The organism is Cronobacter dublinensis subsp. dublinensis LMG 23823, from assembly GCF_001277235.1.
GTDB lineage: Bacteria > Pseudomonadota > Gammaproteobacteria > Enterobacterales > Enterobacteriaceae > Cronobacter > Cronobacter dublinensis.
The window spans coordinates 3,875,787-3,898,626 of sequence record NZ_CP012266.1 but is presented as its reverse complement, the minus strand read 5'-3'; the positions used below and the strand labels follow the sequence as shown (position 1 = coordinate 3,898,626).

General features: G+C 58.1%; 24 protein-coding genes. 19 read left to right on the top strand and 5 right to left on the bottom strand.

Going from position 1 to position 22,840, the window contains the following annotated elements:
• Nucleotides 1-53 precede the first annotated feature (53 nt).
• From hflX to AFK67_RS17980, 12 genes are all read left to right on the top strand, one after another.
• A complete protein-coding gene (hflX, locus tag AFK67_RS18035) occupies nucleotides 54-1,334 on the top strand; it encodes a ribosome rescue GTPase HflX (protein ID WP_007709252.1) in 1,281 nt (426 codons plus the stop codon).
• 171 nt (nucleotides 1,335-1,505) lie between these two features.
• Complete coding sequence (hflK, locus tag AFK67_RS18030) at nucleotides 1,506-2,750, top strand: FtsH protease activity modulator HflK (RefSeq protein ID WP_007709254.1); 1,245 nt, start codon at nucleotides 1,506-1,508, stop codon at nucleotides 2,748-2,750.
• Between the two features lie 2 nt (nucleotides 2,751-2,752).
• On the top strand, nucleotides 2,753-3,757 hold the full coding sequence (gene hflC / locus AFK67_RS18025) for a protease modulator HflC (RefSeq protein ID WP_007709255.1): 1,005 nt from the start codon (nucleotides 2,753-2,755) through the stop codon (nucleotides 3,755-3,757).
• A gap of 62 nt (nucleotides 3,758-3,819) precedes the next feature.
• Nucleotides 3,820-4,017: a DUF2065 domain-containing protein gene (locus AFK67_RS18020; protein ID WP_007709257.1), complete on the top strand. Its 198-nt coding sequence runs from the start codon at nucleotides 3,820-3,822 to the stop codon at nucleotides 4,015-4,017.
• A 102-nt stretch (nucleotides 4,018-4,119) separates the two neighbouring features.
• Nucleotides 4,120-5,418, top strand: coding sequence for an adenylosuccinate synthase (locus tag AFK67_RS18015; protein WP_007709266.1), 1,299 nt, complete (start codon nucleotides 4,120-4,122; stop codon nucleotides 5,416-5,418).
• Nucleotides 5,419-5,572: 154 nt separating this feature from the next.
• A complete protein-coding gene (gene nsrR, locus AFK67_RS18010; protein ID WP_032966202.1) occupies nucleotides 5,573-5,998 on the top strand; it encodes a nitric oxide-sensing transcriptional repressor NsrR in 426 nt (141 codons plus the stop codon).
• Nucleotides 5,999-6,034: 36 nt separating this feature from the next.
• Complete coding sequence (gene rnr, locus AFK67_RS18005; protein ID WP_007709268.1) at nucleotides 6,035-8,506, top strand: ribonuclease R; 2,472 nt, start codon at nucleotides 6,035-6,037, stop codon at nucleotides 8,504-8,506.
• Nucleotides 8,507-8,587: 81 nt separating this feature from the next.
• A complete protein-coding gene (gene rlmB / locus AFK67_RS18000) occupies nucleotides 8,588-9,319 on the top strand; it encodes a 23S rRNA (guanosine(2251)-2'-O)-methyltransferase RlmB (protein WP_007709269.1) in 732 nt (243 codons plus the stop codon).
• Nucleotides 9,320-9,505: 186 nt separating this feature from the next.
• A complete protein-coding gene (locus AFK67_RS17995) occupies nucleotides 9,506-9,904 on the top strand; it encodes a DUF350 domain-containing protein (protein WP_007709270.1) in 399 nt (132 codons plus the stop codon).
• Between the two features lie 21 nt (nucleotides 9,905-9,925).
• Nucleotides 9,926-10,582, top strand: a complete 657-nt coding sequence (locus AFK67_RS17990; protein WP_007709272.1) for a DUF1190 domain-containing protein — start codon at nucleotides 9,926-9,928, stop codon at nucleotides 10,580-10,582.
• Nucleotides 10,583-11,770, top strand: coding sequence for a glutathionylspermidine synthase family protein (locus AFK67_RS17985; RefSeq protein ID WP_007709274.1), 1,188 nt, complete (start codon nucleotides 10,583-10,585; stop codon nucleotides 11,768-11,770).
• Between the two features lie 89 nt (nucleotides 11,771-11,859).
• On the top strand, nucleotides 11,860-13,494 hold the full coding sequence (locus AFK67_RS17980) for an isovaleryl-CoA dehydrogenase (protein ID WP_007709276.1): 1,635 nt from the start codon (nucleotides 11,860-11,862) through the stop codon (nucleotides 13,492-13,494).
• Here the strand turns inward: AFK67_RS17980 and AFK67_RS17975 are convergent, their stop codons facing one another.
• The 3 genes from AFK67_RS17975 to bsmA form a co-directional block, all read right to left on the bottom strand.
• Complete coding sequence (locus tag AFK67_RS17975) at nucleotides 13,495-15,426, bottom strand: methyl-accepting chemotaxis protein (RefSeq protein WP_038884553.1); 1,932 nt, start codon at nucleotides 15,424-15,426, stop codon at nucleotides 13,495-13,497.
• A 148-nt stretch (nucleotides 15,427-15,574) separates the two neighbouring features.
• Nucleotides 15,575-15,850, bottom strand: coding sequence for a YdgH/BhsA/McbA family protein (locus AFK67_RS17970; protein ID WP_007709284.1), 276 nt, complete (start codon nucleotides 15,848-15,850; stop codon nucleotides 15,575-15,577).
• A gap of 135 nt (nucleotides 15,851-15,985) precedes the next feature.
• Nucleotides 15,986-16,294: a biofilm peroxide resistance protein BsmA gene (gene bsmA / locus AFK67_RS17965; RefSeq protein ID WP_007752625.1), complete on the bottom strand. Its 309-nt coding sequence runs from the start codon at nucleotides 16,292-16,294 to the stop codon at nucleotides 15,986-15,988.
• A gap of 203 nt (nucleotides 16,295-16,497) precedes the next feature.
• Between bsmA and yjfP the strand changes: the two genes are divergently transcribed.
• The 5 genes from yjfP (at nucleotide 16,498) to rplI (ending at nucleotide 18,841) form a co-directional block, all read left to right on the top strand.
• The gene (gene yjfP, locus AFK67_RS17960; protein WP_038884552.1) at nucleotides 16,498-17,226 is read left to right on the top strand and encodes an esterase; all 729 of its coding nucleotides are present in this window, start codon (nucleotides 16,498-16,500) and stop codon (nucleotides 17,224-17,226) included.
• A gap of 176 nt (nucleotides 17,227-17,402) precedes the next feature.
• Nucleotides 17,403-17,798: a 30S ribosomal protein S6 gene (rpsF, locus tag AFK67_RS17955; protein ID WP_001216673.1), complete on the top strand. Its 396-nt coding sequence runs from the start codon at nucleotides 17,403-17,405 to the stop codon at nucleotides 17,796-17,798.
• A gap of 5 nt (nucleotides 17,799-17,803) precedes the next feature.
• The gene (priB, locus tag AFK67_RS17950) at nucleotides 17,804-18,118 is read left to right on the top strand and encodes a primosomal replication protein N (protein WP_032966206.1); all 315 of its coding nucleotides are present in this window, start codon (nucleotides 17,804-17,806) and stop codon (nucleotides 18,116-18,118) included.
• A 4-nt stretch (nucleotides 18,119-18,122) separates the two neighbouring features.
• The gene (rpsR, locus tag AFK67_RS17945; protein WP_000135199.1) at nucleotides 18,123-18,350 is read left to right on the top strand and encodes a 30S ribosomal protein S18; all 228 of its coding nucleotides are present in this window, start codon (nucleotides 18,123-18,125) and stop codon (nucleotides 18,348-18,350) included.
• A 41-nt stretch (nucleotides 18,351-18,391) separates the two neighbouring features.
• Complete coding sequence (gene rplI / locus AFK67_RS17940; protein ID WP_007709290.1) at nucleotides 18,392-18,841, top strand: 50S ribosomal protein L9; 450 nt, start codon at nucleotides 18,392-18,394, stop codon at nucleotides 18,839-18,841.
• A gap of 71 nt (nucleotides 18,842-18,912) precedes the next feature.
• On the opposite strand, the gene AFK67_RS17935 is transcribed toward rplI, so the two are convergent.
• On the bottom strand, nucleotides 18,913-19,494 hold the full coding sequence (locus tag AFK67_RS17935) for an OapA family protein (protein WP_007709292.1): 582 nt from the start codon (nucleotides 19,492-19,494) through the stop codon (nucleotides 18,913-18,915).
• A 191-nt stretch (nucleotides 19,495-19,685) separates the two neighbouring features.
• On the opposite strand from AFK67_RS17935, the gene fklB reads away from it, so the two are divergent.
• Together fklB and cycA are read left to right on the top strand one after the other, a co-directional pair.
• Nucleotides 19,686-20,306, top strand: a complete 621-nt coding sequence (gene fklB / locus AFK67_RS17930; protein WP_007709296.1) for a BamJ family beta-barrel-assembly machinery protein — start codon at nucleotides 19,686-19,688, stop codon at nucleotides 20,304-20,306.
• A gap of 288 nt (nucleotides 20,307-20,594) precedes the next feature.
• Nucleotides 20,595-22,007: a D-serine/D-alanine/glycine transporter gene (cycA, locus tag AFK67_RS17925; protein WP_007709298.1), complete on the top strand. Its 1,413-nt coding sequence runs from the start codon at nucleotides 20,595-20,597 to the stop codon at nucleotides 22,005-22,007.
• Nucleotides 22,008-22,074: 67 nt separating this feature from the next.
• Here the strand turns inward: cycA and ytfE are convergent, their stop codons facing one another.
• Nucleotides 22,075-22,740 carry an iron-sulfur cluster repair protein YtfE gene (ytfE, locus tag AFK67_RS17920; RefSeq protein ID WP_007709300.1) on the bottom strand — a complete coding sequence of 222 codons (666 nt, stop codon included), beginning with the start codon at nucleotides 22,738-22,740 and terminating at the stop codon, nucleotides 22,075-22,077.
• Between the last annotated feature and the right edge of the window lie 100 nt (nucleotides 22,741-22,840).

Below are 22,840 nucleotides of genomic sequence, written 5' to 3'. Positions count from 1 at the left end.
TCGGGGGACCAGGTCGTCTGTGTTCCCCGCTGGTATTTTAAGAGGGTTTACGCTTGTTTGACCGTTATGATGCCGGTGAGCAGGCGGTGCTGGTACACATCTATTTTACGCAAGACAAAGATATGGAAGACCTCCAGGAGTTTGAATCTCTGGTCTCTTCCGCCGGTGTCGAAGCATTACAGGTGATTACCGGTAGCCGTAAAGCGCCGCACCCAAAGTATTTTGTTGGTGAAGGTAAAGCCGTTGAGATTGCCGATGCAGTCAAAGCCACTGGGGCGTCTGTTGTCCTTTTTGATCATGCGTTGACCCCGGCTCAGGAACGTAACCTTGAGCGCCTGTGCGAGTGTCGCGTTATCGACCGCACCGGGCTGATTCTCGATATTTTCGCCCAACGTGCGCGCACCCATGAAGGGAAGCTGCAGGTTGAGCTGGCGCAGTTGCGCCATTTAGCCACGCGACTGGTGCGCGGCTGGACCCACCTTGAGCGCCAGAAAGGTGGTATCGGCCTGCGCGGCCCGGGTGAAACCCAGCTGGAAACCGACCGTCGCTTACTGCGTAACCGTATTACTCAGATCCTCTCGCGGCTGGAGCGCGTCGAGAAGCAACGCGAGCAGGGACGTCGGTCGCGCACGAAAGCCGATATTCCCACCGTCTCGCTGGTGGGCTACACCAACGCCGGCAAATCCACCCTGTTTAACCAAATCACCACGGCTGAGGTGTATGCAGCAGATCAGCTGTTTGCGACCCTCGACCCGACCCTGCGCCGCATTGACGTCGCGGACGTCGGCGAAACGGTGCTGGCGGATACCGTAGGGTTTATCCGTCACCTGCCGCATGATCTGGTGGCGGCGTTTAAAGCGACGCTGCAGGAAACGCGTCAGGCGACGCTGCTGCTGCATGTCATTGACGCCGCGGACGTGCGGATGGCGGAAAACATTGAGGCGGTGAACACCGTGCTCGAAGAGATTGACGCCCACGAGATCCCAACGCTGCTGGTGATGAATAAAGTCGACATGCTGGAAGATTTCGAGCCGCGTATCGACAGGAATGATGAGAATTTGCCCATCCGCGTGTGGCTTTCCGCACAGACGGGGGCGGGCGTGCCACTGCTTTTCCAGGCCCTGACAGAACGTCTTTCCGGTGAAATCGTCCAGCATGCGCTGCACCTTCCGCCGGAAGCCGGACGTCTGCGGAGCCGGTTTTACCAGCTTCAGGCGATAGAAAAAGAGTGGATGGAGGAGAACGGTAGCGTCGGGCTGCAAATTCGCATGCCGATAGTCGACTGGCGTCGCCTCTGTAAACAGGAGCCGGCATTGGTTGACTACGTGGTCTAACTGGCTGGCCGAAGCCTGAAAATATTCCCCTTTGGGGGGTACCCGGATGGACCCCGGCCGCGTTATGGCGCCCGCGCGTGTTTCACTCATGCCGAGTGAGAAAGGCGCCTGCCATGACGCGACCAGGAGAACGAAAGGTATATCACCGCATAACAAATATGGAGCATAAACATGGCGTGGAATCAGCCCGGTAATAACGGACAGGACCGCGACCCGTGGGGAAGCAGCAAGCCTGGCGGCAACTCTGGGGGAAATAAAGGCGGTCGCGAGCAGGGGCCGCCGGATCTGGATGATATCTTCCGTAAGCTCAGTAAAAAGCTGGGCGGAATTGGCGGTGGTAAAGGCGGTGGTTCTTCGCAGGAGCCGCGCGGTCATCTCGGCGGTCGCGTCGTGGGTATCGTCGCCGCGGCGGCGGTCATCTTATGGGCCGTCACCGGGTTCTATACCATTAAAGAAGCCGAGCGCGGCGTTGTGACGCGCTTTGGCAAATTCAGCCATCTGGTCGAGCCGGGCCTGAACTGGAAGCCGACTTTTATTGATGAAGTGGTGCCCGTCAACGTGGAAGCCGTGCGCGAGCTGGCAGCCTCCGGGGTCATGCTGACCTCTGACGAAAACGTCGTGCGCGTCGAAATGAACGTGCAGTACCGCGTAACCGATCCGCAGCGCTACCTGTTTAGCGTCGCCAACGCAGATGACAGCCTGCGTCAGGCCACCGACAGCGCCCTGCGCGGCGTTATCGGCAAATACACCATGGACCGCATTCTCACCGAAGGCCGTACCGTTATCCGCAGCGACACCCAGCGCGAGCTGGAAGAGACGATTCGTCCGTACAACATGGGTATCACGCTGCTGGACGTCAACTTCCAGGCCGCTCGTCCGCCGGAAGAGGTGAAAGCGGCGTTTGACGACGCGATTGCCGCCCGTGAAAACGAGCAGCAGTACATCCGTGAAGCGGAAGCGTATACCAACGAAGTGCAGCCGCGTGCGAACGGTCAGGCGCAGCGTATCCTCGAAGAGGCTCGCGCGTACAAAACCCAGACTGTCCTTGAGGCGCAGGGTGAAGTAGCGCGTTTTGCGAAGATCCTGCCGGAGTATAAAGCCGCGCCGGAAATCACCCGCGAGCGTCTCTATATCGAAACCATGGAAAAAGTGCTTAGCCACACCCGTAAAGTGCTGGTTAACGACAAGGGCGGCAACCTGATGGTCCTGCCTCTCGACCAGATGCTGAAAGGCGGTTCCGCGCCTGCGGCCAGCGACGACAGCAACAGCGGCAATCCGCTGCTGCGTCTGCCGCCGGTTTCCGGCAGCGGCAACAGCGGCGCGAGCAACAGCGCGTCTTCTGGCCGTGGCGATATTATGGATCAACGCCGTGCCAACGCGCAGCGTAACGATTACCAGCGCGAAGGGAGTGAATAACGATGCGTAAGTCAGTCATTGCGGTAATCATCATCGTGCTGGTGGTGCTTTACACCTCGATTTTTGTGGTGAAAGAGGGTGAGCGCGGCATCATCCTGCAATTCAGCAAAGTAGTACGCGACAACGATAACAAACCGAAGGTGTATGAGCCTGGCCTGCACTTTAAGATGCCGTTTATCGAGTCGGTGAAAACGCTGGACGCCCGTATCCAGACTATGGATAACCAGGCGGACCGCTTTGTTACTAAAGAGAAGAAAGACCTGATCGTTGACTCTTACATCAAGTGGCGCATCAGCGATTTCAGCCGTTACTACCTGGCGACAGGCGGCGGCGATCTCTCTCAGGCTGAAGTCCTGCTCAAACGTAAGTTCTCGGACCGTCTGCGTTCTGAAATTGGTCGTCTTGACGTAAAAGATATCGTTACCGACTCCCGCGGTCGCCTGACCTCAGAAGTGCGCGAAGCGCTGAACTCCGGTTCTGCGGGCACGGAAGATGAAGTCGAAACCCCGGCGGCGGATGACGCTATCGCCTCTGCGGCCAAGCGCGTGACGGAAGAGACCAACGGCAAAGTGCCGGTAATCAACCCGAACAGCATGGCGGCGCTCGGTATAGAAGTGGTCGATGTGCGTATTAAGCAGATCAACCTGCCTGCGGAAGTCTCCGAGGCTATCTACAACCGTATGCGTGCCGAGCGTGAAGCGGTCGCCCGTCGTCACCGTTCGCAGGGTCAGGAAGAAGCGGAGAAGCTGCGCGCTGCAGCGGATTACGAAGTCACCCGTACCCTTGCGGAAGCTGAGCGTCAGGCGCGTATCCTGCGTGGTGAAGGCGATGCCGAAGCCGCGAAATTGTTCGCCGACGCGTTCAGCCAGGATCCGGATTTCTACGCCTTTATTCGTAGCCTGCGTGCCTATGAGAGCAGCTTTAACTCGAATCAGGACGTGATGGTGTTGAGCCCGGACAGCGATTTCTTCCGCTATATGAAAACGCCGGCCAATAGCGCACGCTAAGCCATAATCCTAAACAAGAGCCGGTCATTGCCGGCTCTTTTTTTATCCAGGTTTTACGCACCATGAATACAACGGTTTTGCTGGCGCTCGCGCTGGTGCTGGTGGTTGAAGGGCTCGGTCCGTTGCTTTTTCCGCGCTTGTGGCGGCGCATGATCGTCTCGGTAGCGCAATTACCGGACACCTTACTGCGCCGTTTCGGCGGCGGTCTTGTGGTGGCCGGGATAGTTATCTACTACATGTTGAGGAAAACGATTAACTGAATAAAATTCGGGCATAATCGACGAAATTTGTATACAAAAAGGGCTGAACATCAGGAAAGCTGGTGTTAGAATCCTTTTTTAAGCAAACGGTGATTTTGAAAAATGGGTAACAACGTCGTCGTACTGGGCACCCAATGGGGTGACGAAGGTAAAGGGAAGATTGTCGATCTTCTGACTGAACGGGCTAAATATGTTGTGCGCTACCAGGGCGGTCACAACGCAGGCCATACTCTCGTAATCAACGGTGAAAAAACCGTCCTCCATCTTATCCCCTCAGGTATTCTTCGCGATAACGTCACCAGCATCATTGGTAACGGTGTTGTGCTGTCGCCTGCGGCGCTGATGAAAGAGATGAAGGAACTGGAAGACCGCGGTATCCCGGTTCGCGAACGACTGCTGTTATCTGAAGCCTGCCCGCTTATCCTCGACTACCATGTCGCGCTCGACGTGGCGCGTGAGAAAGCACGTGGCGCCAAAGCCATCGGCACCACGGGTCGCGGCATTGGCCCGGCCTATGAAGATAAAGTGGCGCGTCGCGGTCTGCGCGTGGGCGATCTCTTCGATAAAGCCACTTTCGCCGACAAACTGAAAGAAGTGCTGGAATACCATAACTTCCAGTTGGTGAACTTCTATAAAGTGGAAGCGGTTGACTACCAGAAAGTGCTGGATGACGTTATGGCGATTGCCGACGTGCTGACCAGCATGGTGGTGGACGTGTCCGATCTGCTGGATCAGGCGCGTAAACGCGGCGACTTCATCATGTTTGAAGGCGCGCAGGGTACGCTGCTGGATATCGACCACGGCACCTATCCGTACGTCACCTCCTCCAACACCACCGCCGGCGGCGTGGCGACCGGTTCCGGCATTGGCCCGCGTTATGTGGACTACGTGCTCGGCATCATTAAAGCCTACTCCACCCGCGTTGGCGCAGGCCCATTCCCGACGGAGCTGTTCGACGACATCGGTGAATTCCTGTGCAAGAAAGGCAACGAATTCGGTGCTACCACTGGCCGTCGCCGTCGTACCGGCTGGCTGGATGCGGTCGCGGTACGCCGCGCCGTGCAGATCAACTCCCTCTCCGGCTTCTGCCTGACCAAACTGGATGTGCTGGATGGTCTGGAAGAGGTGAAAATCTGCGTCGCTTACCGTATGCCGGATGGCCGTGAAGTCACCACCACCCCGATGGCGGCGGATGACTGGGAAGGTATCGAGCCGATCTACGAAACCATGCCGGGCTGGTCTGAATCCACCTTCGGCGTGAAAGAGCGTAGTGGTCTGCCGCAGGCGGCACTGAACTACATCAAACGTATTGAAGAAGTCACCGGCGTGCCGATCGACATCATCTCTACCGGTCCGGATCGTACCGAAACCATGATCCTGCGCGATCCGTTCGACGCATAAGACACCCAGGGCGCGGCGATCGCGCCCTCTGTTTTTCCCGGATTTTACCCGCCTTTTTCAAATAAATTAGCCGCCTGACATCTGGCTGGTTTATCATCAACACATCGCCCTTTGGGCGAACCGCGTTTTTCCCCTCCCATACTCTGAGGTTGATGTGCAGTTAACGAGTTTTACCGATTTCGGGCTACGGGCTTTGATCTATATGGCGTCCTTGCCGGAAGGCCGCATGACCAGCATTTCTGAAGTCACTCAGGTGTACGGCGTCTCCCGCAATCATATGGTTAAAATTATCAACCAACTGAGTCGTGCGGGCTATGTTACCGCCGTGCGGGGCAAAAACGGCGGGATCCGCCTTGGCAAACCGGCCGCGACCATCCGCATCGGCGATGTCGTGCGCGAGCTGGAGCCCCTGTCTATAGTGAACTGTAGCAGCGCGTTCTGTCACATCACGCCCGCGTGTCGCCTGAAGCAGGTGCTGGGCGGGGCGGTAGAACGCTTTCTTCAGGAACTGGATAACTACACGCTGGCCGATTTAGTGCATGAAAACCAGCCGCTCTACAAATTATTGCTGGTGGAATGACGCATTCGCGCCACAGATGACAACGGAGGAACCGCCATGTCACAAGATCCTTTTCAGGAACGAGAAGCTGAGAAGTACACCAATCCCATCCCGAGCCGGGAATTTATCCTCGAGCATTTAACAAAACGTGAAAAACCGGCTAACCGCGATGAACTGGCAAACGAACTCGGCATTGAAGGCGAAGAGCAGCAGGAAGCGCTGCGCCGCCGCCTGCGCGCGATGGAGCGCGACGGCCAGCTCGTCTTTACCCGCCGCCAGTGCTACGCGCTGCCGGAACGTCTCGATCTGCAAAAAGGCACCGTGATCGGCCACCGCGACGGTTACGGTTTTTTGCGCGTCGAAGGGCGTAAAGACGATCTGTATCTCTCTTCAGAGCAGATGAAAACCTGCATTCACGGCGATATCGTGCTGGCGCAGCCGCTCGGATCGGATCGTAAAGGCCGCCGCGAAGCGCGCATCGTGCGCGTGCTGGTGCCAAAGCAGAGCAATATCGTCGGCCGCTATTTCACGGACGCCGGTGTCGGCTTTGTGGTGCCGGACGACAGCCGCCTGAGCTTTGATATTCTCATCCCGCCGGAAGAGATTATGGGCGCCCGCATGGGCTACGTCGTGGTCGTCGAGCTGACCCAGCGTCCGACCCGCCGCACCAAAGCCATCGGTAAAATCGTCGAAGTACTCGGCGATAACATGGGCACCGGCATGGCCGTGGATATGGCGCTGCGCACCCATGAAATTCCCTACGTCTGGCCGAAAGCCGTCGAAGAGCAGATTGCGCACCTGAAAGAAGAGGTGCCGGAAGAGGCGAAGGTCGGACGCGTCGATTTGCGCGACCTGCCGCTCGTCACCATTGATGGCGAAGACGCCCGCGACTTTGACGACGCCGTTTTCTGCGAGAAGAAACGCGGCGGCGGCTGGCGCCTGTGGGTCGCCATTGCGGACGTCAGCTACTACGTGCGTCCGCCGACGCCGCTCGATGACGAAGCGCGCAATCGCGGCACGTCGGTCTACTTCCCCTCGCAGGTCGTCCCGATGCTGCCGGAAGTGCTCTCCAACGGCCTCTGCTCGCTCAATCCGCAGGTTGACCGCCTCTGTATGGTCTGTGAGATGACTATCTCCGCCAAAGGCCGCCTGACGGGCTATAAATTCTATGAAGCGGTCATGAGCTCGCACGCGCGTCTCACCTATACCAAGGTGTGGCACATCCTGCAGGGCGATGAAGAACTGCGCAGCCAGTATCAGCCGCTGGTGAAACATCTCGAAGAGCTGCATCATCTTTATAAAGCGCTGGATGAAGCGCGTACCGAGCGCGGTGGCATCTCGTTTGAGAGCGAAGAGGCGAAGTTTATCTTCAACGCCGAGCGTCGCATCGATCGCATCGAACAGACCCAGCGTAACGATGCTCACAAGCTCATCGAAGAGTGCATGATCCTCGCCAACATTTCGGCGGCGCGCTTTGTCGAGAAGCACAAAGAGCCGGCGCTGTTCCGTATTCACGATCGTCCGACCAACGAAGCGATTACCTCGTTCCGTTCGGTGCTGGCGGAGCTGGGCCTGGAACTGCCGGGCGGCAGCAAGCCGGAGCCGCGCGACTACGCCGAGTTGCTGAATTCCATCGCCGATCGTCCCGATCACGAGATGCTGCAAACCATGCTGCTGCGCTCGATGAAACAGGCGATTTACGATCCGGAAAACCGCGGCCACTTTGGCCTGGCGCTGCAATCCTACGCGCACTTTACCTCGCCTATCCGCCGCTACCCGGATCTTACGCTGCACCGCGCGATTAAATATCTGCTGGCGAAAGAGCAGGGCCATGAAGGCCACACCACCGAAAGCGGCGGTTGCCACTACACCATGGAAGAGATGCTGCAACTTGGCCAGCACTGCTCCATGACCGAGCGCCGCGCCGATGAAGCGACCCGCGAAGTGGCGGACTGGCTCAAATGCGACTTCATGCAGGACCAGGTCGGACAGACTTTCTCCGGGGTCATCTCCAGCGTGACCGGCTTTGGCTTCTTTGTGCGCCTCGCGGACCTCTTTATCGATGGTCTGGTGCATGTCTCCTCGCTCGACAACGACTACTACCGTTTCGATCAGGTCGGCCAGCGGTTGATCGGCGAATCTGGCGGCCAGACGTACCGTCTGGGCGATCGCGTCGAAGTGAAAGTCGAAGCCGTGAACATGGATGAGCGTAAAATCGACTTCTCGCTGATCTCCAGCGAACGCGGGCCGCGTAACGTCGGCAAAACCGCGCGCGAGCGTGAGAAAAGAGGCGGCGGTGGCGGCGGCAAAAACCGCAGCCGTCGTCAGGTCGGCAAGCGCCAGAATTTCGAACCTAACGACGCTTTTCGTAACGAGAAAGTCCGTGGAAAGGTGAAGAAAGACGGCGTCGCACGCGCTGAGAAGAGTGACAAACCGGCGAAAAGCAGTAAAAAACCGTCGGAGAAAACCGCTAAAATCCCCGCCGCCACGAAAGCGAAGCGCGCGGCGAAGAAAAAGCGCGACAGCTAATCGCGGGGCCTGCGCGTCAGGCCCGCTTGATAATGTATTGCCTAACACCGGGCGGCTCGCCGCCCATAACGAGTACCATTCATGAGTGAAATGATTTACGGCATCCACGCGGTGCAGGCCCTGCTGGAGCGCGCTCCCGAGCGTTTTCAGGAAGTTTTTATTCTGAAAGGGCGTGAAGATAAACGCCTGCTGCCGCTCATCCATGCTATCGAAGCGCAGGGCGTGCCGGTGCAGGTGGCGAACCGCCAGTGGCTGGATGAAAAAGCCGACGGCGCGGTGCATCAGGGCATTGTGGCGCGCGTGAAGCCAGGGCGTCAGTATGGCGAAAACGATCTGCCAGATCTGCTGGCGGCGCACGATCAGCCGTTCCTGCTGATCCTCGACGGCGTTACCGATCCGCATAACCTCGGCGCCTGCCTGCGCAGCGCCGACGCGGCGGGCGTTCATGCGGTGATCGTACCGAAAGACCGCTCCGCGCAGCTCAACGCGACGGCCAAAAAAGTGGCTTGCGGCGCGGCGGAAAACGTCCCGCTGATCCGCGTCACCAACCTCGCGCGCACCATGCGTCTCTTACAGGAAGAGAACGTCTGGATCGTCGGCACGGCAGGTGAGGCAGATCATACGCTGTTTCAGAGCAAAATGACTGGCCCGCTGGCGCTGGTGATGGGCGCGGAAGGCGAAGGTATGCGCCGTCTCACCCGCGAGCATTGCGATGAGCTTATCAGCATCCCGATGGCGGGCAGCGTCTCCTCGCTGAACGTCTCGGTCGCAACCGGTATTTGCCTTTTTGAAGCCGTGCGTCAGCGCAGCTAATCTTAAAAACCCTCTGCGGAGGGTTTTTTATTTCCGCGGCCTTTGCCGCGCGCCCGCCGATAACCCTCTGGCCTGTGTAAAGTTTTATTAAAGCGTCAATCACGCTAAACTGCGCTGCTACTATAAGCGCCACAGGTTATTTACCTGTTAATTACCTACCTCTAACTGGATTCAGGAGATGAAATCGTGCAGACATTCCACGGACTGATGGCGTTTTGCGCTTACTTTTTTATCGGGCTGGCGATGATCAACTGTTTTATGTTCATCTACACCCGTATTACCTCCCACGACGAATGGACGCTGATTAAAGAGAATAACAGCGCGGCGGCCATTACCTTCGGCGGCGCGATTTTAGGCTATGTGGTGCCGCTCGCCAGCGCCGCGATTAACTCCGTCAGCATTACTGACTATCTGATTTGGGGGGCGATCGCGCTCGTCGTACAGCTTATAATCTACGGCGGCGTGCGCTTATACATGCCGAAACTGAGCGAGAAAATTATTAACCGTAACGTCGCAGCCGGTATTTTCATGGGCGTGGCGTCGCTGGCTGGCGGTATTCTGAATGCGGCCTGCATGACCTGGTAAAAAGAGAAAACAAGGAAGGATATGGCGGCAGCAAGGAAAAAACGCGGCAGAAGAAAACCGTATACGCCGGTGGACAACTCGCCCGAACTGAAATCGTATTCGCGCCCCGAGTCGGACCGAAAAGGGGCGAAAATATTAACGCTCGCCATTATGGGCGGGGCGGCGTTTTTCGGTCTGAAAGCCTGTCAGGATGATGGCGATAACGACAATGACGGCGATGGCATTTACTACGCCACGGCGGAAGAGTGCACCGCCGACGGCCAGCCCGCAGACGTCTGCACGAACGCGTGGAACACCGCCAAATCCGAGTTCGAAAGAAATATTCCCACCGCAAAAATGAACTGGGATGACTGTAGCGCGAGCTACGGCAACAACTGCTATTACGACGGCGTGGGGAAAACCTGGGTCCCGATGATGGCCGGCTTCCTGCTGGCCAGCAACGCGAATAAAAAGCGCGATCAGGACGATAACCCCTCGACCTATACGACCTCCAGCACGGGTTATCATTACTACTACACGCGGCCCGTGTGGCAGAACGGCTCCGGCGACTACGTCTGGCGCGGCAGCAAAGGCACGACCGCGAGCAGCAGCCGTAGCCTGGTGACCCGCAGCGCGACGACGATTTCACGCGGCGGTTTTGGCCGCTCATCAAGTTCCCGCAGTAGCTGGGGAGGTTAAATGCTGCGCCACCAAACCCCGGTACGCCCCGATCTCGCGCGTATCGCCCATGACCACGGCTTTCACTTTCACATCATTGACGATGAGATCTACTGGGATGAGAGCCGCGCCTATCGCTTTACGCTGCGCCAGATAGAAGAGCAGATAGAATCGCCTACCGCCGAGCTGCACGAGATGTGCCTGGAGGTGGTCGACCGCGCCGTACGCGATCAGGCGATGCTTGAGCGCCTGGCTATCCCCGAGCTGTACTGGGACGCCATCGCCGAAAGCTGGAATGCGCAGGATCCGTCGCTCTACGGGCGCATGGATTTTGTCTGGACCGGCAAGGGGCCCGTCAAGCTGCTGGAATACAACGCCGATACGCCCACCTCACTGTATGAATCCGCCTATTTTCAGTGGCAATGGCTGGAAGACGCCCGCCGTCACGGCACCATCCCGCGCGACGCCGATCAGTTCAACTCCATCCAGGAAAAGCTTATCGCTCGTCTGGCCGAGATAGCCACGCCCGATCCGCTCTATTTCAGCTGCTGTCAGGAGTCTGAGGAAGATCGCGGCACGGTGCTCTATCTGGAAGACTGCGCGCGTCAGGCGGGGCTGGATACGCGGTTTATCTATGTTGAAGATATCGGGCTGGGTCTCGGCGGCGTCCTGACCGATCTGGACGATAACGTCATCCGCCAGGCGTTTAAGCTCTACCCGCTGGAGTGGATGATGCGCGATGACAACGGCCCGCTGCTGCGTAAGCGCGCGGAACGTTGGTATGAGCCGCTGTGGAAAAGCATCCTCAGCAATAAAGGACTGCTGCCGCTGCTCTGGGCGCAATTTCCGGGGCATCCGAACCTGCTGCCGTCCTGGTTTGCTGATGACTTCGCGCGCGAGCGGCATGACGTGGCGCAAGCGCTTTCCGGCTATGCGGGCTATGTGCGCAAGCCGCTCTTTTCACGCGAAGGCGGCAACGTGACGCTGTTTGATAACGACGCGCGGGTGCTGGCGCAGGAAGACGGCGACTACGGCCATGAGCCGGTCATCTGGCAGGCGTTTCAGGCGCTGCCGCGCTTTGGCGAAAGCTATACGCTGCTTGGCAGCTGGATCGTCGGCGACGAGCCCGCCGGTATCGGCATCCGCGAGGATTGCTCGCTCATCACCAAAGATACTTCACGCTTCGTTCCGCACTATATCGCCGGCTGACGGCTTTTCGCTTTTGTGAAGCGAGCGGGCGGTTTCTTTTCCCTCTCCATCCATACTTACTGGCGTTGCCACAGGTAAGGAGAGGGAATATGCACTGGCAAACCCATACGGTGTTTAACCAGCCCGTCGCGCTCAATAACAGCAATCTTTTTCTTTCCGATACGGCGCTGCGCGAGGCGGTGCTGCGCGAAGGCGCAGGCTGGGACGCCGAACTGCTCGCCAGCATCGGCCAGCAGCTTGGCACGGCGGAATCGCTGGAACTGGGGCGTCTCGCCAACGCCAACCCGCCGGAGCTTCTGCGCTACGACGCGCGCGGCGCGCGCCTCGACGATGTGCGCTTTCACCCGGCCTGGCACCTGCTGATGCAGGGGCTGTGCGCCAACCGCGTTCATAATCTGCCCTGGAGCGAGACCGCGCCTGATGGCGCGCTGGTGGCCCGCGCCGCGCGCTTTGTGCTCCATGCGCAGGTGGAGGCGGGCACGCTCTGCCCCATTACCATGACCTTCGCCGCCACGCCGCTGCTTCAGGCCCAGTTGCCGCCGCTCTTCGCCGACTGGCGTGCGCCGCTTGCGGGCGATCGCTACGATCCCCACCTGCTGCCCGGCGCTCAAAAGCGCGGGCTGCTTATCGGCATGGGAATGACCGAAAAACAGGGCGGTTCGGATGTGCTTAGCAACACCACCCGCGCGGAGCCCGTCGCACGACGCGGCGCGGGCGAAGCCTACCGGCTGGTGGGGCACAAATGGTTTTTCTCGGTGCCGCAAAGCGACGCGCACCTGGTGCTGGCGCAGACGAAAGGCGGGCTCTCCTGCTTCTTCGTGCCGCGTTTTCTGCCTGACGGACAGCGTAACGCGGTGCGGCTCGAACGTCTGAAAGAGAAGCTCGGCAACCGCTCAAACGCCAGCAGCGAGGCGGAGTTTCTGGACGCGCTCGGCTGGCTGCTGGGCGAGGAGGGCGAAGGCGTGCGCCAGATCCTACGAATGGGCGGCATGACGCGCTTTGACTGTGCGCTCGGCAGTCACGGGCTGATGCGTCGCGCGCTGGCGGTGGCGCTCTATCACGCCCATCAGCGTCAGGCGTTCGGGAAAAACCTTATCGACCAGCCGCTGATGCGCCAGGTGTTAGGGCGTATGGCGCTGCAACTGGAAGGCCAGACTGCGCTGCTCTTTCGCCTCGCCCGCGCCTGGGAGCGGCGCGAATCGCCGCATGAGGTGGCTTTCGCGCGGCTGTTCACGCCGGCCGTGAAATATGGCGTCTGCAAAGGCGGTATTCCGTTTGTGGCGGAGGCGATGGAAGCGCTGGGCGGCATCGGCTATTGCGAGGAGAGCGAATTACCGCGTCTGTATCGTGAGATGCCGGTCAACAGTATCTGGGAAGGTTCTGGCAACATCATGTGCCTTGACGTGCTGCGGGTGCTGGCGCGCCAGCCTGGCGTCATGGAGATGCTGAGCGACGAGTTTGAGGCGGTGAAAGGGCAGGACCGGCACTTCGACCGCGCCTGGCGACAACTGGCCGGGCGACTGCGGCATCCGGATGAAGCGGCCGGTCGCGCCATTACCGGCCAGCTCTTTTTACTGGCGACCGGCGCTCAGGTGCTGCGTTCGCTGACCCCGCCGCTGGCGCAGGCCTGGTGTCGGACGATGCTGGATACCCGTGGCGACAGCCCGCTACCGGAGCCGGTGCTGGCGCAGGCGCTGCTGCGCGCCACGGGTGGGGCAGGCTAATCAGGCCTTGAGGCGGAACAGGCTTACCAGCTCGTTCAGGTGATTCCCTTTCTCACGCAACGTCTGCGAGGTCTGCTCGCTGCGCGTGACGCGCTCGGCGTTGATGTGGGTGGCTTCGCCAATCTGATGCATGGCGATATTCACCTGACCAATACCCGCCGACTGCTCGTGCGAAGCGTGGTTGATTTCCGTCACCAGCTGGTTGATCTGGCCGATACGCCCGATGATTGACTCCATCGCCTGGCGCGTCTGCTCGGACAGCGCGTGACCTTCGCTCACTTTGGCGAGCGTATCGCTGATCAGCTGCTCTATCTCTTTAACCGCGTTGGCGCTGCGTGCCGCCAGCGCGCGCACTTCCTGCGCCACGACCGCGAAGCCTTTGCCGTGCTCACCCGCGCGCGCCGCTTCCACCGCGGCGTTCAGCGCCAGAATGTTGGTCTGGAAGGCGATAGATTCGATAACATGGGTGATATCCGCGATGCGCTGGGAGGCGCTGCGAATGTCGTTCATGGTGGTCACCGCATTGCTGACGGTCGCGCCGCCTTGCTGTACGGCGTCAGACGCTTCTTTCACCAGGCTTTGCGTCTGCTCCATGTTCGCGGCGTTCTGCGCCACGGTGGCAGCCAGCTGCTCCATGCTCGCGGACGTTTCTTCCACGCTGCTGGCCTGTTTGTTGATCTGCTCGCTTATCTCGCCGCTGTCGGACGCCAGCGCGCGCGTGCCCTGGCTGATTTCGCCTGCGGCGTCGCGCACCTGCGTCACAATCTGCTGTAAGCCGTTGCCGATGCCGTTAATCGCGTCGATAAGCTGGCCGACTTCATCATGACGACGGGTATCGATAGTCTCACGCAGATCGCCTGCGGCGTACTGGCGCGCAAGGGTAATGACATTGCGCAGTGGTGTAGTCAGCCAGCGGCGGACGGTCCAGACAAACGCGGCGGCAAACAGCAGCGACACGATAATCCCGGCCGCAAGGAACTGATTACGCATACTGTTTACACCGCTGAGCAGCGTCGCTTTATCCACTTCGCCGACAATGGCCCAGTTCCAGCCCGGCATCTGCGTAAAGCTCAGGAGCGCTGTGCGGCCATCCGGTTTTTCCATCTCCAGCGTTCCCTGCGGCTGCGTCAGCACCGGCGTGAGAATCGCCTCCGGCCATGTCGGGCGCTTACCTTCTTCGCTCGGGTGGAAGAGGAACTGGCCGTAGGCTTTGCCCGGCGCGCGGCTGATAACATAGAAATGACCGCTTTCGCCGAGGCGGCGGCTCAGGATTTTATTGCGCATCACCTGCCAGGAGTTGGTGATGTCGACCCCGACGAACAGAATCGCGATCACCTGGCCGCTGGCGTCTTTTACCGGCTCATACTGGGTGATGTAGCGTTTACCGAACAGCAGCGCCAGACCGCGGTAGGTTTCGCCTTTCATCACGGGCGCGAACGCCGGGCTTGCGGTGTCGAGCTGCGTGCCGATTGCGCGGCTACCGTCTTCTTTGCGAAGCGAGGTCGCCACGCGCACGAAGTTGTCGCCGCTGCGTACAAACAGCGTGGCGATGGCACCAGTACGGGTCAGAAAATCATCAGGCAGCGCGTTGTTTTCATGCAGGGAGGTTTCGCCGCCCTTAAGCATCGGCACGCTGATGCCGTTAATGCTCTGCATCTGGCTGTCGTCGCGGCTGATGGGCTGCGGGATAAAGCTGTTGAAGAGTTTCGTGAAGCTCGCGACTTCTTCATTGAGGCTGCTGTCGAACATCTGCGCCATATCGACCACGCTGGCGGTCTGGTTATGCAGATCTTCGAGCGCCAGCGCTTCCAGTTGCTGGCTGGCTTTGTGACTTAAAGCAAACGTGAATAACAGAAAAAGCGCCGCCACCGCGACGCCCGTGAGGAATGAGAGCTTCGCGCCCAGTCCCCAGCGTTGAAATGAAAGTGTCATAAATTAGCCCATGTGCGCTTAATATTCGGCACCTTCAACGGCAGGTGAGCGCTAACATTTAGTGGCTAACTGTAACTATTTGTTTCAAGTAAATTTGATGCAGATCATTGCAAGGGTAAATAAAAAACAAAATTTAGCTAAAGAACGTTCAACTATAAATAATTGCCTGCACGCGCCAGTTATCGGGCCGGTGGTTTTCATGCATTTGAATAATTCGATAATATGCCGCGCCCTGTTCGTCCGCTTTATACGCAATGACTTTTTCAATCTCCTGGGGCGTGCCGGAAATATCATTAACCGAAATGAGGCCGATTTCATTTAAGCCCGTCGTCCGGTCGGCATTCACCTCTTCAGCAGATTGCGCAGAAGTGCTAATCAGACCCGCGGATAATAATAGCGACGTCAAAGCCAGCGATCGTTTCATTGTCAGCTCCCTTACACCTGTTTCGATAAACGCAGCGCTCCGGTTCCCGGCGCAGTCCGAAAGGTATTGTGCAGGAGGTACGATCAATGCACGCAAAGCAGTGTAAATTTCGCTAAATAAAACGGCGGCTTACGCTTACTTTCGATACAAAATGGCCTGCGCGTGCCAGCGGCCCGGCAACAGGGTGTCGTCATTCGAGACCACCTGATAGTAATCCGCGCCGGCAGCGCCCGCCTGGGCGGCGATATCGCGCAGCGCATCGTCTGGCGAACCATATTGCAGCGTGGTGACGGTGCCCATTTTTGTGAGCCCCTGCGTCTGGTAGCGCTGGATCTCCTGGGGATGATCCGCCACCGGCGGCGCAGGCTGTGGTGTGCCCTGCAGGGCGCTGCATGCGGTAAGTGTCGCCACCATGAATAAAGGAATGAGCCGTCGTACAGGCATTGTCGTTACCTCAGCGTTAAAGTGTAGTGAGTGTTAAAGAATGGGGGCGTTGAATATCCCGTTTCTGCCGGGTAAGGCGCGATTTTTTCACAATAAAATCGAAAAAACGTAAGCCATCTCTCAACCCGATAAAAACTCTCACGCATTGCGCTCATCTGTGCGCCGTGGCATACCTGCCCCATGACGCTGCGCAGGAGACAAGTATGATCGAAATTTCAACACGACGGTTTGCGGATATCGAGGCGTTGCACGCCGCACCGGCAGGCGCGGGCGACACGGCGCTGCCGACGGTGCTGTTTTATCATGGTTTTACCTCGTCCAAAACGGTCTACAGCTATTTCGCCGTCGCGCTGGCGCAGGCCGGGTTTCGGGTGGTGATGCCGGATGCGCCTGAGCACGGCGCGCGCTTTAATGGCGACGCGGCGCGGCGCTTAACGCGGTTCTGGCACATTCTTCATGCCACTATCACGGAATATCCTCGGCTTCGCGACGCGCTGCGGGAAGAAGGGCTGGTGGCGGATGACAGGCTCGCCATCGGCGGCGCGTCGATGGGCGCGATGACCGCGCTCGGCATCATGACGCATCACCCCGAGGCGCGGGCGGTCGCGGCGCTGATGGGCTCCGGTTACTTCACCTCGCTTTCGCATACGCTCTTTGCGCCAGACCCCGCGGGGGCCGACGCCATTCGGGCCGTGCTGGCGCCCTGGGATGTCAGCACGCAGCTGGCGCGCGTCGCGGATCGCCCGCTGCTGCTCTGGCATGGGGAAGACGATGACGTGGTGCCCGCGGCGCAGAGCCTGCGTCTCGCCAGCGCGCTGCGCGAACACGGGCTGGACGCGAACCTCACGTGCGCCTGGGAGGCAGGCGTAAAACATCGCATCACCCCCGACGCGCTGGAGGCGACGGTGGCCTTTTTCCGCCGTCATCTCTAGCGGCTTGCCATGCAAAAAAGCCATTGCGCTTTTTTTTACCAATCGCCTTGAGTTTATCAGGGTGCGCAAGTAGAATGACGCGTCAATTTTTCAGCCGCACTTTAATCACGTTCCTTGCCTCCATGGGCCGCGGCTGACCCAGACAGGAGGCTGAATAATCCGTAAGGAGCAATTCGATGCGTCATTACGAAATCGTTTTTATGGTCCATCCTGACCAGAGCGAACAGGTTCCGGGCATGATCGAGCGCTACTCTGCTGCCATCACTGGTGCAGAAGGCAAGATCCACCGTCTGGAAGACTGGGGCCGCCGTCAGCTGGCTTACCCGATCAACAAACTGCACAAAGCACACTACGTTCTGATGAACGTTGAAGCGCCGCAGGAAGTGATCGATGAGCTGGAAACTACCTTCCGCTTCAACGATGCCGTTATCCGCAGCATGGTTATGCGTACCAAACACGCCGTAACTGAAGCCTCTCCAATGGTTAAAGCGAAAGACGAGCGCCGTGAGCGTCGCGATGATTTCGCTAACGAAACCGCAGATGATGCTGAAGCTGGGGATTCTGAAGAGTAATTCTGATGGCCAACCGTCTGGTGTTGTCCGGCACCGTGTGCAGGGCACCGCTTCGTAAGGTCAGCCCATCAGGAATTCCTCATTGCCAGTTCGTGCTTGAGCATCGTTCTGTGCAGGAGGAAGCCGGTTTCCACCGGCAGGCGTGGTGTCAGATGCCTGTAATAATCAGCGGGCACGAAAACCAGGCCATTACTCACAGTATAACGGTCGGTACGGCAGTCACCGTTCAGGGGTTCATCAGTTGCCACAAGGCAAAGAACGGACTGAGCAAAATGGTGCTGCATGCCGAGCAGATTGAATTGATAGATTCTGGAGACTAGCCAAATGGCACGTTATTTCCGTCGTCGCAAGTTCTGCCGTTTCACCGCGGAAGGCGTTCAAGAGATCGACTATAAAGATATCGCTACGCTGAAAAACTACATCACCGAAAGCGGTAAGATTGTCCCGAGCCGTATCACCGGTACCCGTGCAAAATATCAGCGTCAGCTGGCTCGCGCTATCAAACGCGCTCGCTACCTGTCCCTGCTGCCGTACACTGATCGTCATCAGTAATCGGTCACGGTCCATTAATACGACTTTGAGAGGATAAGGTAATGCAAGTTATTCTGCTTGATAAAGTAGCAAACCTGGGCAGCCTGGGCGACCAGGTAAACGTTAAAGCGGGCTACGCTCGTAACTTCCTGGTTCCGCAGGGCAAAGCTGTCCCGGCTACCAAGAAAAACGTTGAGTTCTTCGAAGCACGTCGTGCTGAACTGGAAGCCAAACTGGCTGACGTTCTGTCCGCTGCTGAAGCTCGCGCAGAGAAAATCAATGCGCTGGGCACCGTTACCATCGCGTCCAAAGCGGGCGATGAAGGTAAACTGTTCGGTTCCATCGGTACTCGCGACATCGCTGACGCTGTTACTGCAGCTGGCGTTGACGTGGCTAAGAGCGAAGTTCGTCTGCCGAACGGCGTTCTGCGTACCACTGGCGAACACGAAGTGGACTTCCAGGTTCACAGCGAAGTATTCGCTAAACTGACTGTAAACGTGGTTGCTGAGTAAGTTCTTACTCGACTGCACGTAAAAACGCCGGCCTTGTGCCGGCGTTTTGCTTTTCTGAGCCGCTGAAAACCTCAGCGCACCCGTAAGAAACTGCCGTCCGGCTGGCGGGTAAACAGCACCTGCTGGTTATCGCCCGTATCAATAGTCAGCGCGGTTACCACGCCGCTGGCGTTCTGACGCACCTGCACCATCTGTCCCTCCTGAAGATTGCTGAGCGGCTTGCCGTCGCCTTCTACTTTCGCCATCGCGTAAACATCCGTTGGCGGCAGGTTATGGTCACGGAAGAGCTGCGCCATGGTTTTGCCAGGCTCTACACGATAGGTACGCCACTGCTGTTCGATATCGTTATTCTGGAAGGGTTGCGGCGCGCTGGCGCCAGGCTGCGCGACGTTTGTCTCGGGCGTTTGCGTTTCTGTCGGCGCGACGGCTTGCGGCTGCACGGGCGGCTCCGGTGTGCGGTTAAAGTCGAGTTCGGCATCGCGTCGCTGCGGGGTATCCGGCGCGTCGGGAGAAGGCCATAAAAAGCACAGCACAATGACTACCGCGCACAGAATAATGCCGCGTCGGTGCGCGGGGGGCAGCGGATCCATCAGGCGGATATGGTCCGGGGCGTGCCATACCTGCGCCAGCAGCGGTTTAATTCGTCCAGGCATGTCTTCTCCTCATTCACTCAAACGCTATCGCCGCGCCAGTGTATCATTATAGCGCGCTAACTGTTTGATGCCGGTAGTAAAGCGCGCATTCGTGAGCGCCATGACATACAGCGCGCCGGAGGATTATTTTACCCGACGTGGCGCTGCTGTTATGCTGCCCGCTAATTTTCCCAATGAGAAAGGATAACCCCATGACAACCCCTTCTTTTGACACCATCGAAGCGCAGGCAAGCTACGGTATTGGCTTACAGGTCGGACAGCAACTGCGCGAGTCAGGCTTACAAGGGCTGCTGCCGGAAGCGCTGGTGGCGGGGCTGCGTGACGCGCTGGAAGGCAACCAGCCTGCCGTGCCTGTTGATGTCGTGCATCGCGCGCTGCGTGAAATCCACGAACGCGCCGATGCGGTGCGCCGCGAGCGCCAGCAGGAGATGGCGGTAGAAGGCCAGAAATACCTGGACGAAAACCGCGAGCGCGACGGGGTGAACAGCACCGAGTCCGGTCTGCAATTCCGCGTACTGACCCAGGGCGAGGGCCCGATCCCTTCTCGTAAAGATCGCGTGCGCGTGCACTACACCGGCAAGCTTATCGACGGCACCGTGTTCGACAGCTCCGTCGCGCGCGGCGAACCGGCGGAGTTCCCGGTGAGCGGCGTGATCGCGGGCTGGATTGAAGCGCTGACCCTGATGCCGGTGGGTTCCAAATGGGAGCTGACCATTCCGCACAACCTGGCTTACGGCGAGCGCGGCGCTGGCGCGTCCATTCCGCCGTTCAGCACGCTGGTATTTGAAGTCGAACTGCTGGAAATCCTGTAACGGCTTTATCATCCCCGCGGCGGCGGGGATTTGTTTTCCCATAAGTGAAATGACGCGATTTTATTTTGATAATAAGCGGATTGCGGGTATTTTTGTGATGCATTTCGCGAAGTGAAAGTGATTTGCCACCCATTTTAAACATAAAATTAACATTATATTTAAATCTTAGTATTCAACCCTCCGATTCTTACCTAATATCGATGATGTTTTGCCAAGGACATCGTCATTTCGATGCGTAAATAGAGGCCAGCAGAGCCTCAACAACACAGACAGGTACAGGAAACGAACATGTCAGATCAGATCAAAGTGGCTGATGCTGCTGAGGCGCCGGGCGAGCAGTCGCTACGGCGTAATCTTACTAATCGTCATATACAGTTAATTGCTATCGGCGGCGCTATCGGCACCGGGCTGTTTATGGGGTCCGGCAAAACGATCAGCCTCGCCGGTCCGTCGATTATTTTCGTCTATATGATAATCGGCTTTATGCTGTTTTTCGTCATGCGGGCAATGGGCGAGCTGCTGCTCTCTAATCTCGAATATAAATCTTTCAGCGACTTCGCCGCCGATTTGCTCGGGCCGTGGGCGGGGTATTTTACCGGCTGGACGTACTGGTTCTGCTGGGTTGTCACCGGGATGGCAGATGTCGTGGCGATCACCGCCTACGCGCAGTTCTGGTTCCCCGGCTTGTCGGACTGGGTCGCGTCGCTGGCCGTCGTCGTGCTGCTGCTCTCCCTTAACCTCGCCACCGTAAAAATGTTCGGCGAAATGGAGTTCTGGTTCGCGATGATCAAAATTGTCGCCATCGTCGGGCTTATTGTGGTCGGGTTGGTGATGGTGCTGATGCACTTTAAATCGCCGACCGGCGTCGAGGCGTCTTTCACGCATCTGTGGAACGAGGGTGGCTGGTTCCCGAAAGGGCTGAGCGGCTTCTTCGCAGGCTTCCAGATTGCGGTCTTCGCGTTTGTCGGCATTGAGTTGGTAGGCACCACCGCCGCCGAAACCAAAGATCCGGAGAAATCGCTGCCGCGCGCCATCAACTCCATTCCTGTTCGTATCATCATGTTCTACGTCTTCGCGCTGATCATTATTATGTCCGTGACGCCGTGGAGCTCGGTCGTCCCGACCAAGAGCCCGTTCGTGGAGCTGTTTGTGCTGGTGGGGCTGCCAGCGGCGGCGAGCCTGATTAACTTCGTGGTGCTGACCTCGGCGGCGTCTTCCGCTAACAGCGGCGTCTTCTCCACCAGCCGTATGCTCTACGGTCTGGCGCAGGACGGCGTGGCGCCGAAAGCGTTCGCCAAGCTTTCCAAACGCGCGGTACCGGCGAAAGGGCTTACCTTCTCCTGTATCTGCCTGCTCGGCGGCGTCGTGATGCTCTATATCAACCCGAACGTCATCACCGCCTTTACGATGATAACCACCGTGTCGGCGATCCTGTTTATGTTCGTCTGGACCATCATCCTGTGCTCTTACCTGGTATACCGTAAGCAGCGCCCGCAGCTGCATGAGACGTCGATTTACAAAATGCCGCTCGGTAAGGTGATGTGCTGGGTCTGCATGGCGTTCTTCGTGTTTGTTATCGCGCTGTTGACGCTGGAAGATGACACGCGCCAGGCGCTGATGGTCACTCCGCTGTGGTTTGTCGTGCTCGGCGTGTGCTGGTTGTTTATCGGCAAGAAACGCCTCGCGAACTTTCGCCGTTAAACCATAAAAAAGGGCCCACGTATCGGGCCCAAAAGGTCAGGTTAAAGAGGCGCTCGAAAGGGCGCCTTTATTTTTCGCCAGCGAGGGCACGCGGGAATAAATTATTATTTTCCAGACTGATGTGATTCATTAGATCGTCGATAAGCTCGTTAATGCCGTTGTACATCGCGCGCCACGTGGTGCAGGCCTCCGGCGGCGGCGTCACGTTATTGGTGGCGTGTTTAATTACTTCCAGCAGTTCGCCCGCCTCGTCGTGCTCGCTCTCCATCACGCTAATCGGCCCCATCGCCTGGCTGCCCATTCCCTGTTTAATCATCGGGAACAGCACGCGCTCTTCTTTCATCATATGGCTGGTCAGCTCTTCGTGGAGCATCGTCAGGTATTTGGCGAGCCCTTTTGGCACGCCCGGTTTATCGGCGTGGACGCGCTCTACTTTGGTGGCCTGCAAAATCAGCTCCGGCAGCTGCTCACGGTGGCGGTCGTGATAGCGCGCGATGATGTGATCGATGATTTCCTCAAGCGGCGCGGCTTTCCAGTCCTTCTCCAGCGGCGCTTCGGCAAGGGTCGCGAGCTCGTTTTCAATCATCTCCAGATTGAGATCCTGACGCGTTGCCGCGCGCAGCAGGGTTTGTTTGCCGCCGCAGCAGAAATCGAGGTTGTATTTACGGAACAGCGCGGAGGCGCGGGGGATGGTTAACGCCAGTTCGCCAAGGGGTTGGTCACGGAAGGCCATAGTAGTACCTCACTCATCATTTATATAAGATGCATATTAAATGCATCTTTAAAAACAGGCTATAACCCTTTCGGGGAGGGGGATTAAAATGAGAGGTGCG

What these genes read in the sequence shown, in the direction of transcription:
- bsmA (WP_007752625.1), bottom strand. Translation starts at nt 16,294, where the DNA reads ATGCCTGTACGACGGCTCATTCCTTTATTCATGGTGGCGACACTTACC.
- rlmB (WP_007709269.1), top strand. Translation starts at nt 8,588, where the DNA reads ATGAGTGAAATGATTTACGGCATCCACGCGGTGCAGGCCCTGCTGGAG.
- AFK67_RS18015 (WP_007709266.1), top strand. Translation starts at nt 4,120, where the DNA reads ATGGGTAACAACGTCGTCGTACTGGGCACCCAATGGGGTGACGAAGGT.
- hflC (WP_007709255.1), top strand. Translation starts at nt 2,753, where the DNA reads ATGCGTAAGTCAGTCATTGCGGTAATCATCATCGTGCTGGTGGTGCTT.
- AFK67_RS17990 (WP_007709272.1), top strand. Translation starts at nt 9,926, where the DNA reads ATGGCGGCAGCAAGGAAAAAACGCGGCAGAAGAAAACCGTATACGCCG.
- hflK (WP_007709254.1), top strand. Translation starts at nt 1,506, where the DNA reads ATGGCGTGGAATCAGCCCGGTAATAACGGACAGGACCGCGACCCGTGG.
- yjfP (WP_038884552.1), top strand. Translation starts at nt 16,498, where the DNA reads ATGATCGAAATTTCAACACGACGGTTTGCGGATATCGAGGCGTTGCAC.
- AFK67_RS17975 (WP_038884553.1), bottom strand. Translation starts at nt 15,426, where the DNA reads ATGACACTTTCATTTCAACGCTGGGGACTGGGCGCGAAGCTCTCATTC.
- priB (WP_032966206.1), top strand. Translation starts at nt 17,804, where the DNA reads ATGGCCAACCGTCTGGTGTTGTCCGGCACCGTGTGCAGGGCACCGCTT.
- AFK67_RS17980 (WP_007709276.1), top strand. Translation starts at nt 11,860, where the DNA reads ATGCACTGGCAAACCCATACGGTGTTTAACCAGCCCGTCGCGCTCAAT.
- rpsR (WP_000135199.1), top strand. Translation starts at nt 18,123, where the DNA reads ATGGCACGTTATTTCCGTCGTCGCAAGTTCTGCCGTTTCACCGCGGAA.
- ytfE (WP_007709300.1), bottom strand. Translation starts at nt 22,740, where the DNA reads ATGGCCTTCCGTGACCAACCCCTTGGCGAACTGGCGTTAACCATCCCC.
- AFK67_RS17970 (WP_007709284.1), bottom strand. Translation starts at nt 15,850, where the DNA reads ATGAAACGATCGCTGGCTTTGACGTCGCTATTATTATCCGCGGGTCTG.
- cycA (WP_007709298.1), top strand. Translation starts at nt 20,595, where the DNA reads ATGTCAGATCAGATCAAAGTGGCTGATGCTGCTGAGGCGCCGGGCGAG.
- rplI (WP_007709290.1), top strand. Translation starts at nt 18,392, where the DNA reads ATGCAAGTTATTCTGCTTGATAAAGTAGCAAACCTGGGCAGCCTGGGC.
- AFK67_RS18020 (WP_007709257.1), top strand. Translation starts at nt 3,820, where the DNA reads ATGAATACAACGGTTTTGCTGGCGCTCGCGCTGGTGCTGGTGGTTGAA.
- rpsF (WP_001216673.1), top strand. Translation starts at nt 17,403, where the DNA reads ATGCGTCATTACGAAATCGTTTTTATGGTCCATCCTGACCAGAGCGAA.
- AFK67_RS17935 (WP_007709292.1), bottom strand. Translation starts at nt 19,494, where the DNA reads ATGCCTGGACGAATTAAACCGCTGCTGGCGCAGGTATGGCACGCCCCG.
- fklB (WP_007709296.1), top strand. Translation starts at nt 19,686, where the DNA reads ATGACAACCCCTTCTTTTGACACCATCGAAGCGCAGGCAAGCTACGGT.
- rnr (WP_007709268.1), top strand. Translation starts at nt 6,035, where the DNA reads ATGTCACAAGATCCTTTTCAGGAACGAGAAGCTGAGAAGTACACCAAT.
- AFK67_RS17985 (WP_007709274.1), top strand. Translation starts at nt 10,583, where the DNA reads ATGCTGCGCCACCAAACCCCGGTACGCCCCGATCTCGCGCGTATCGCC.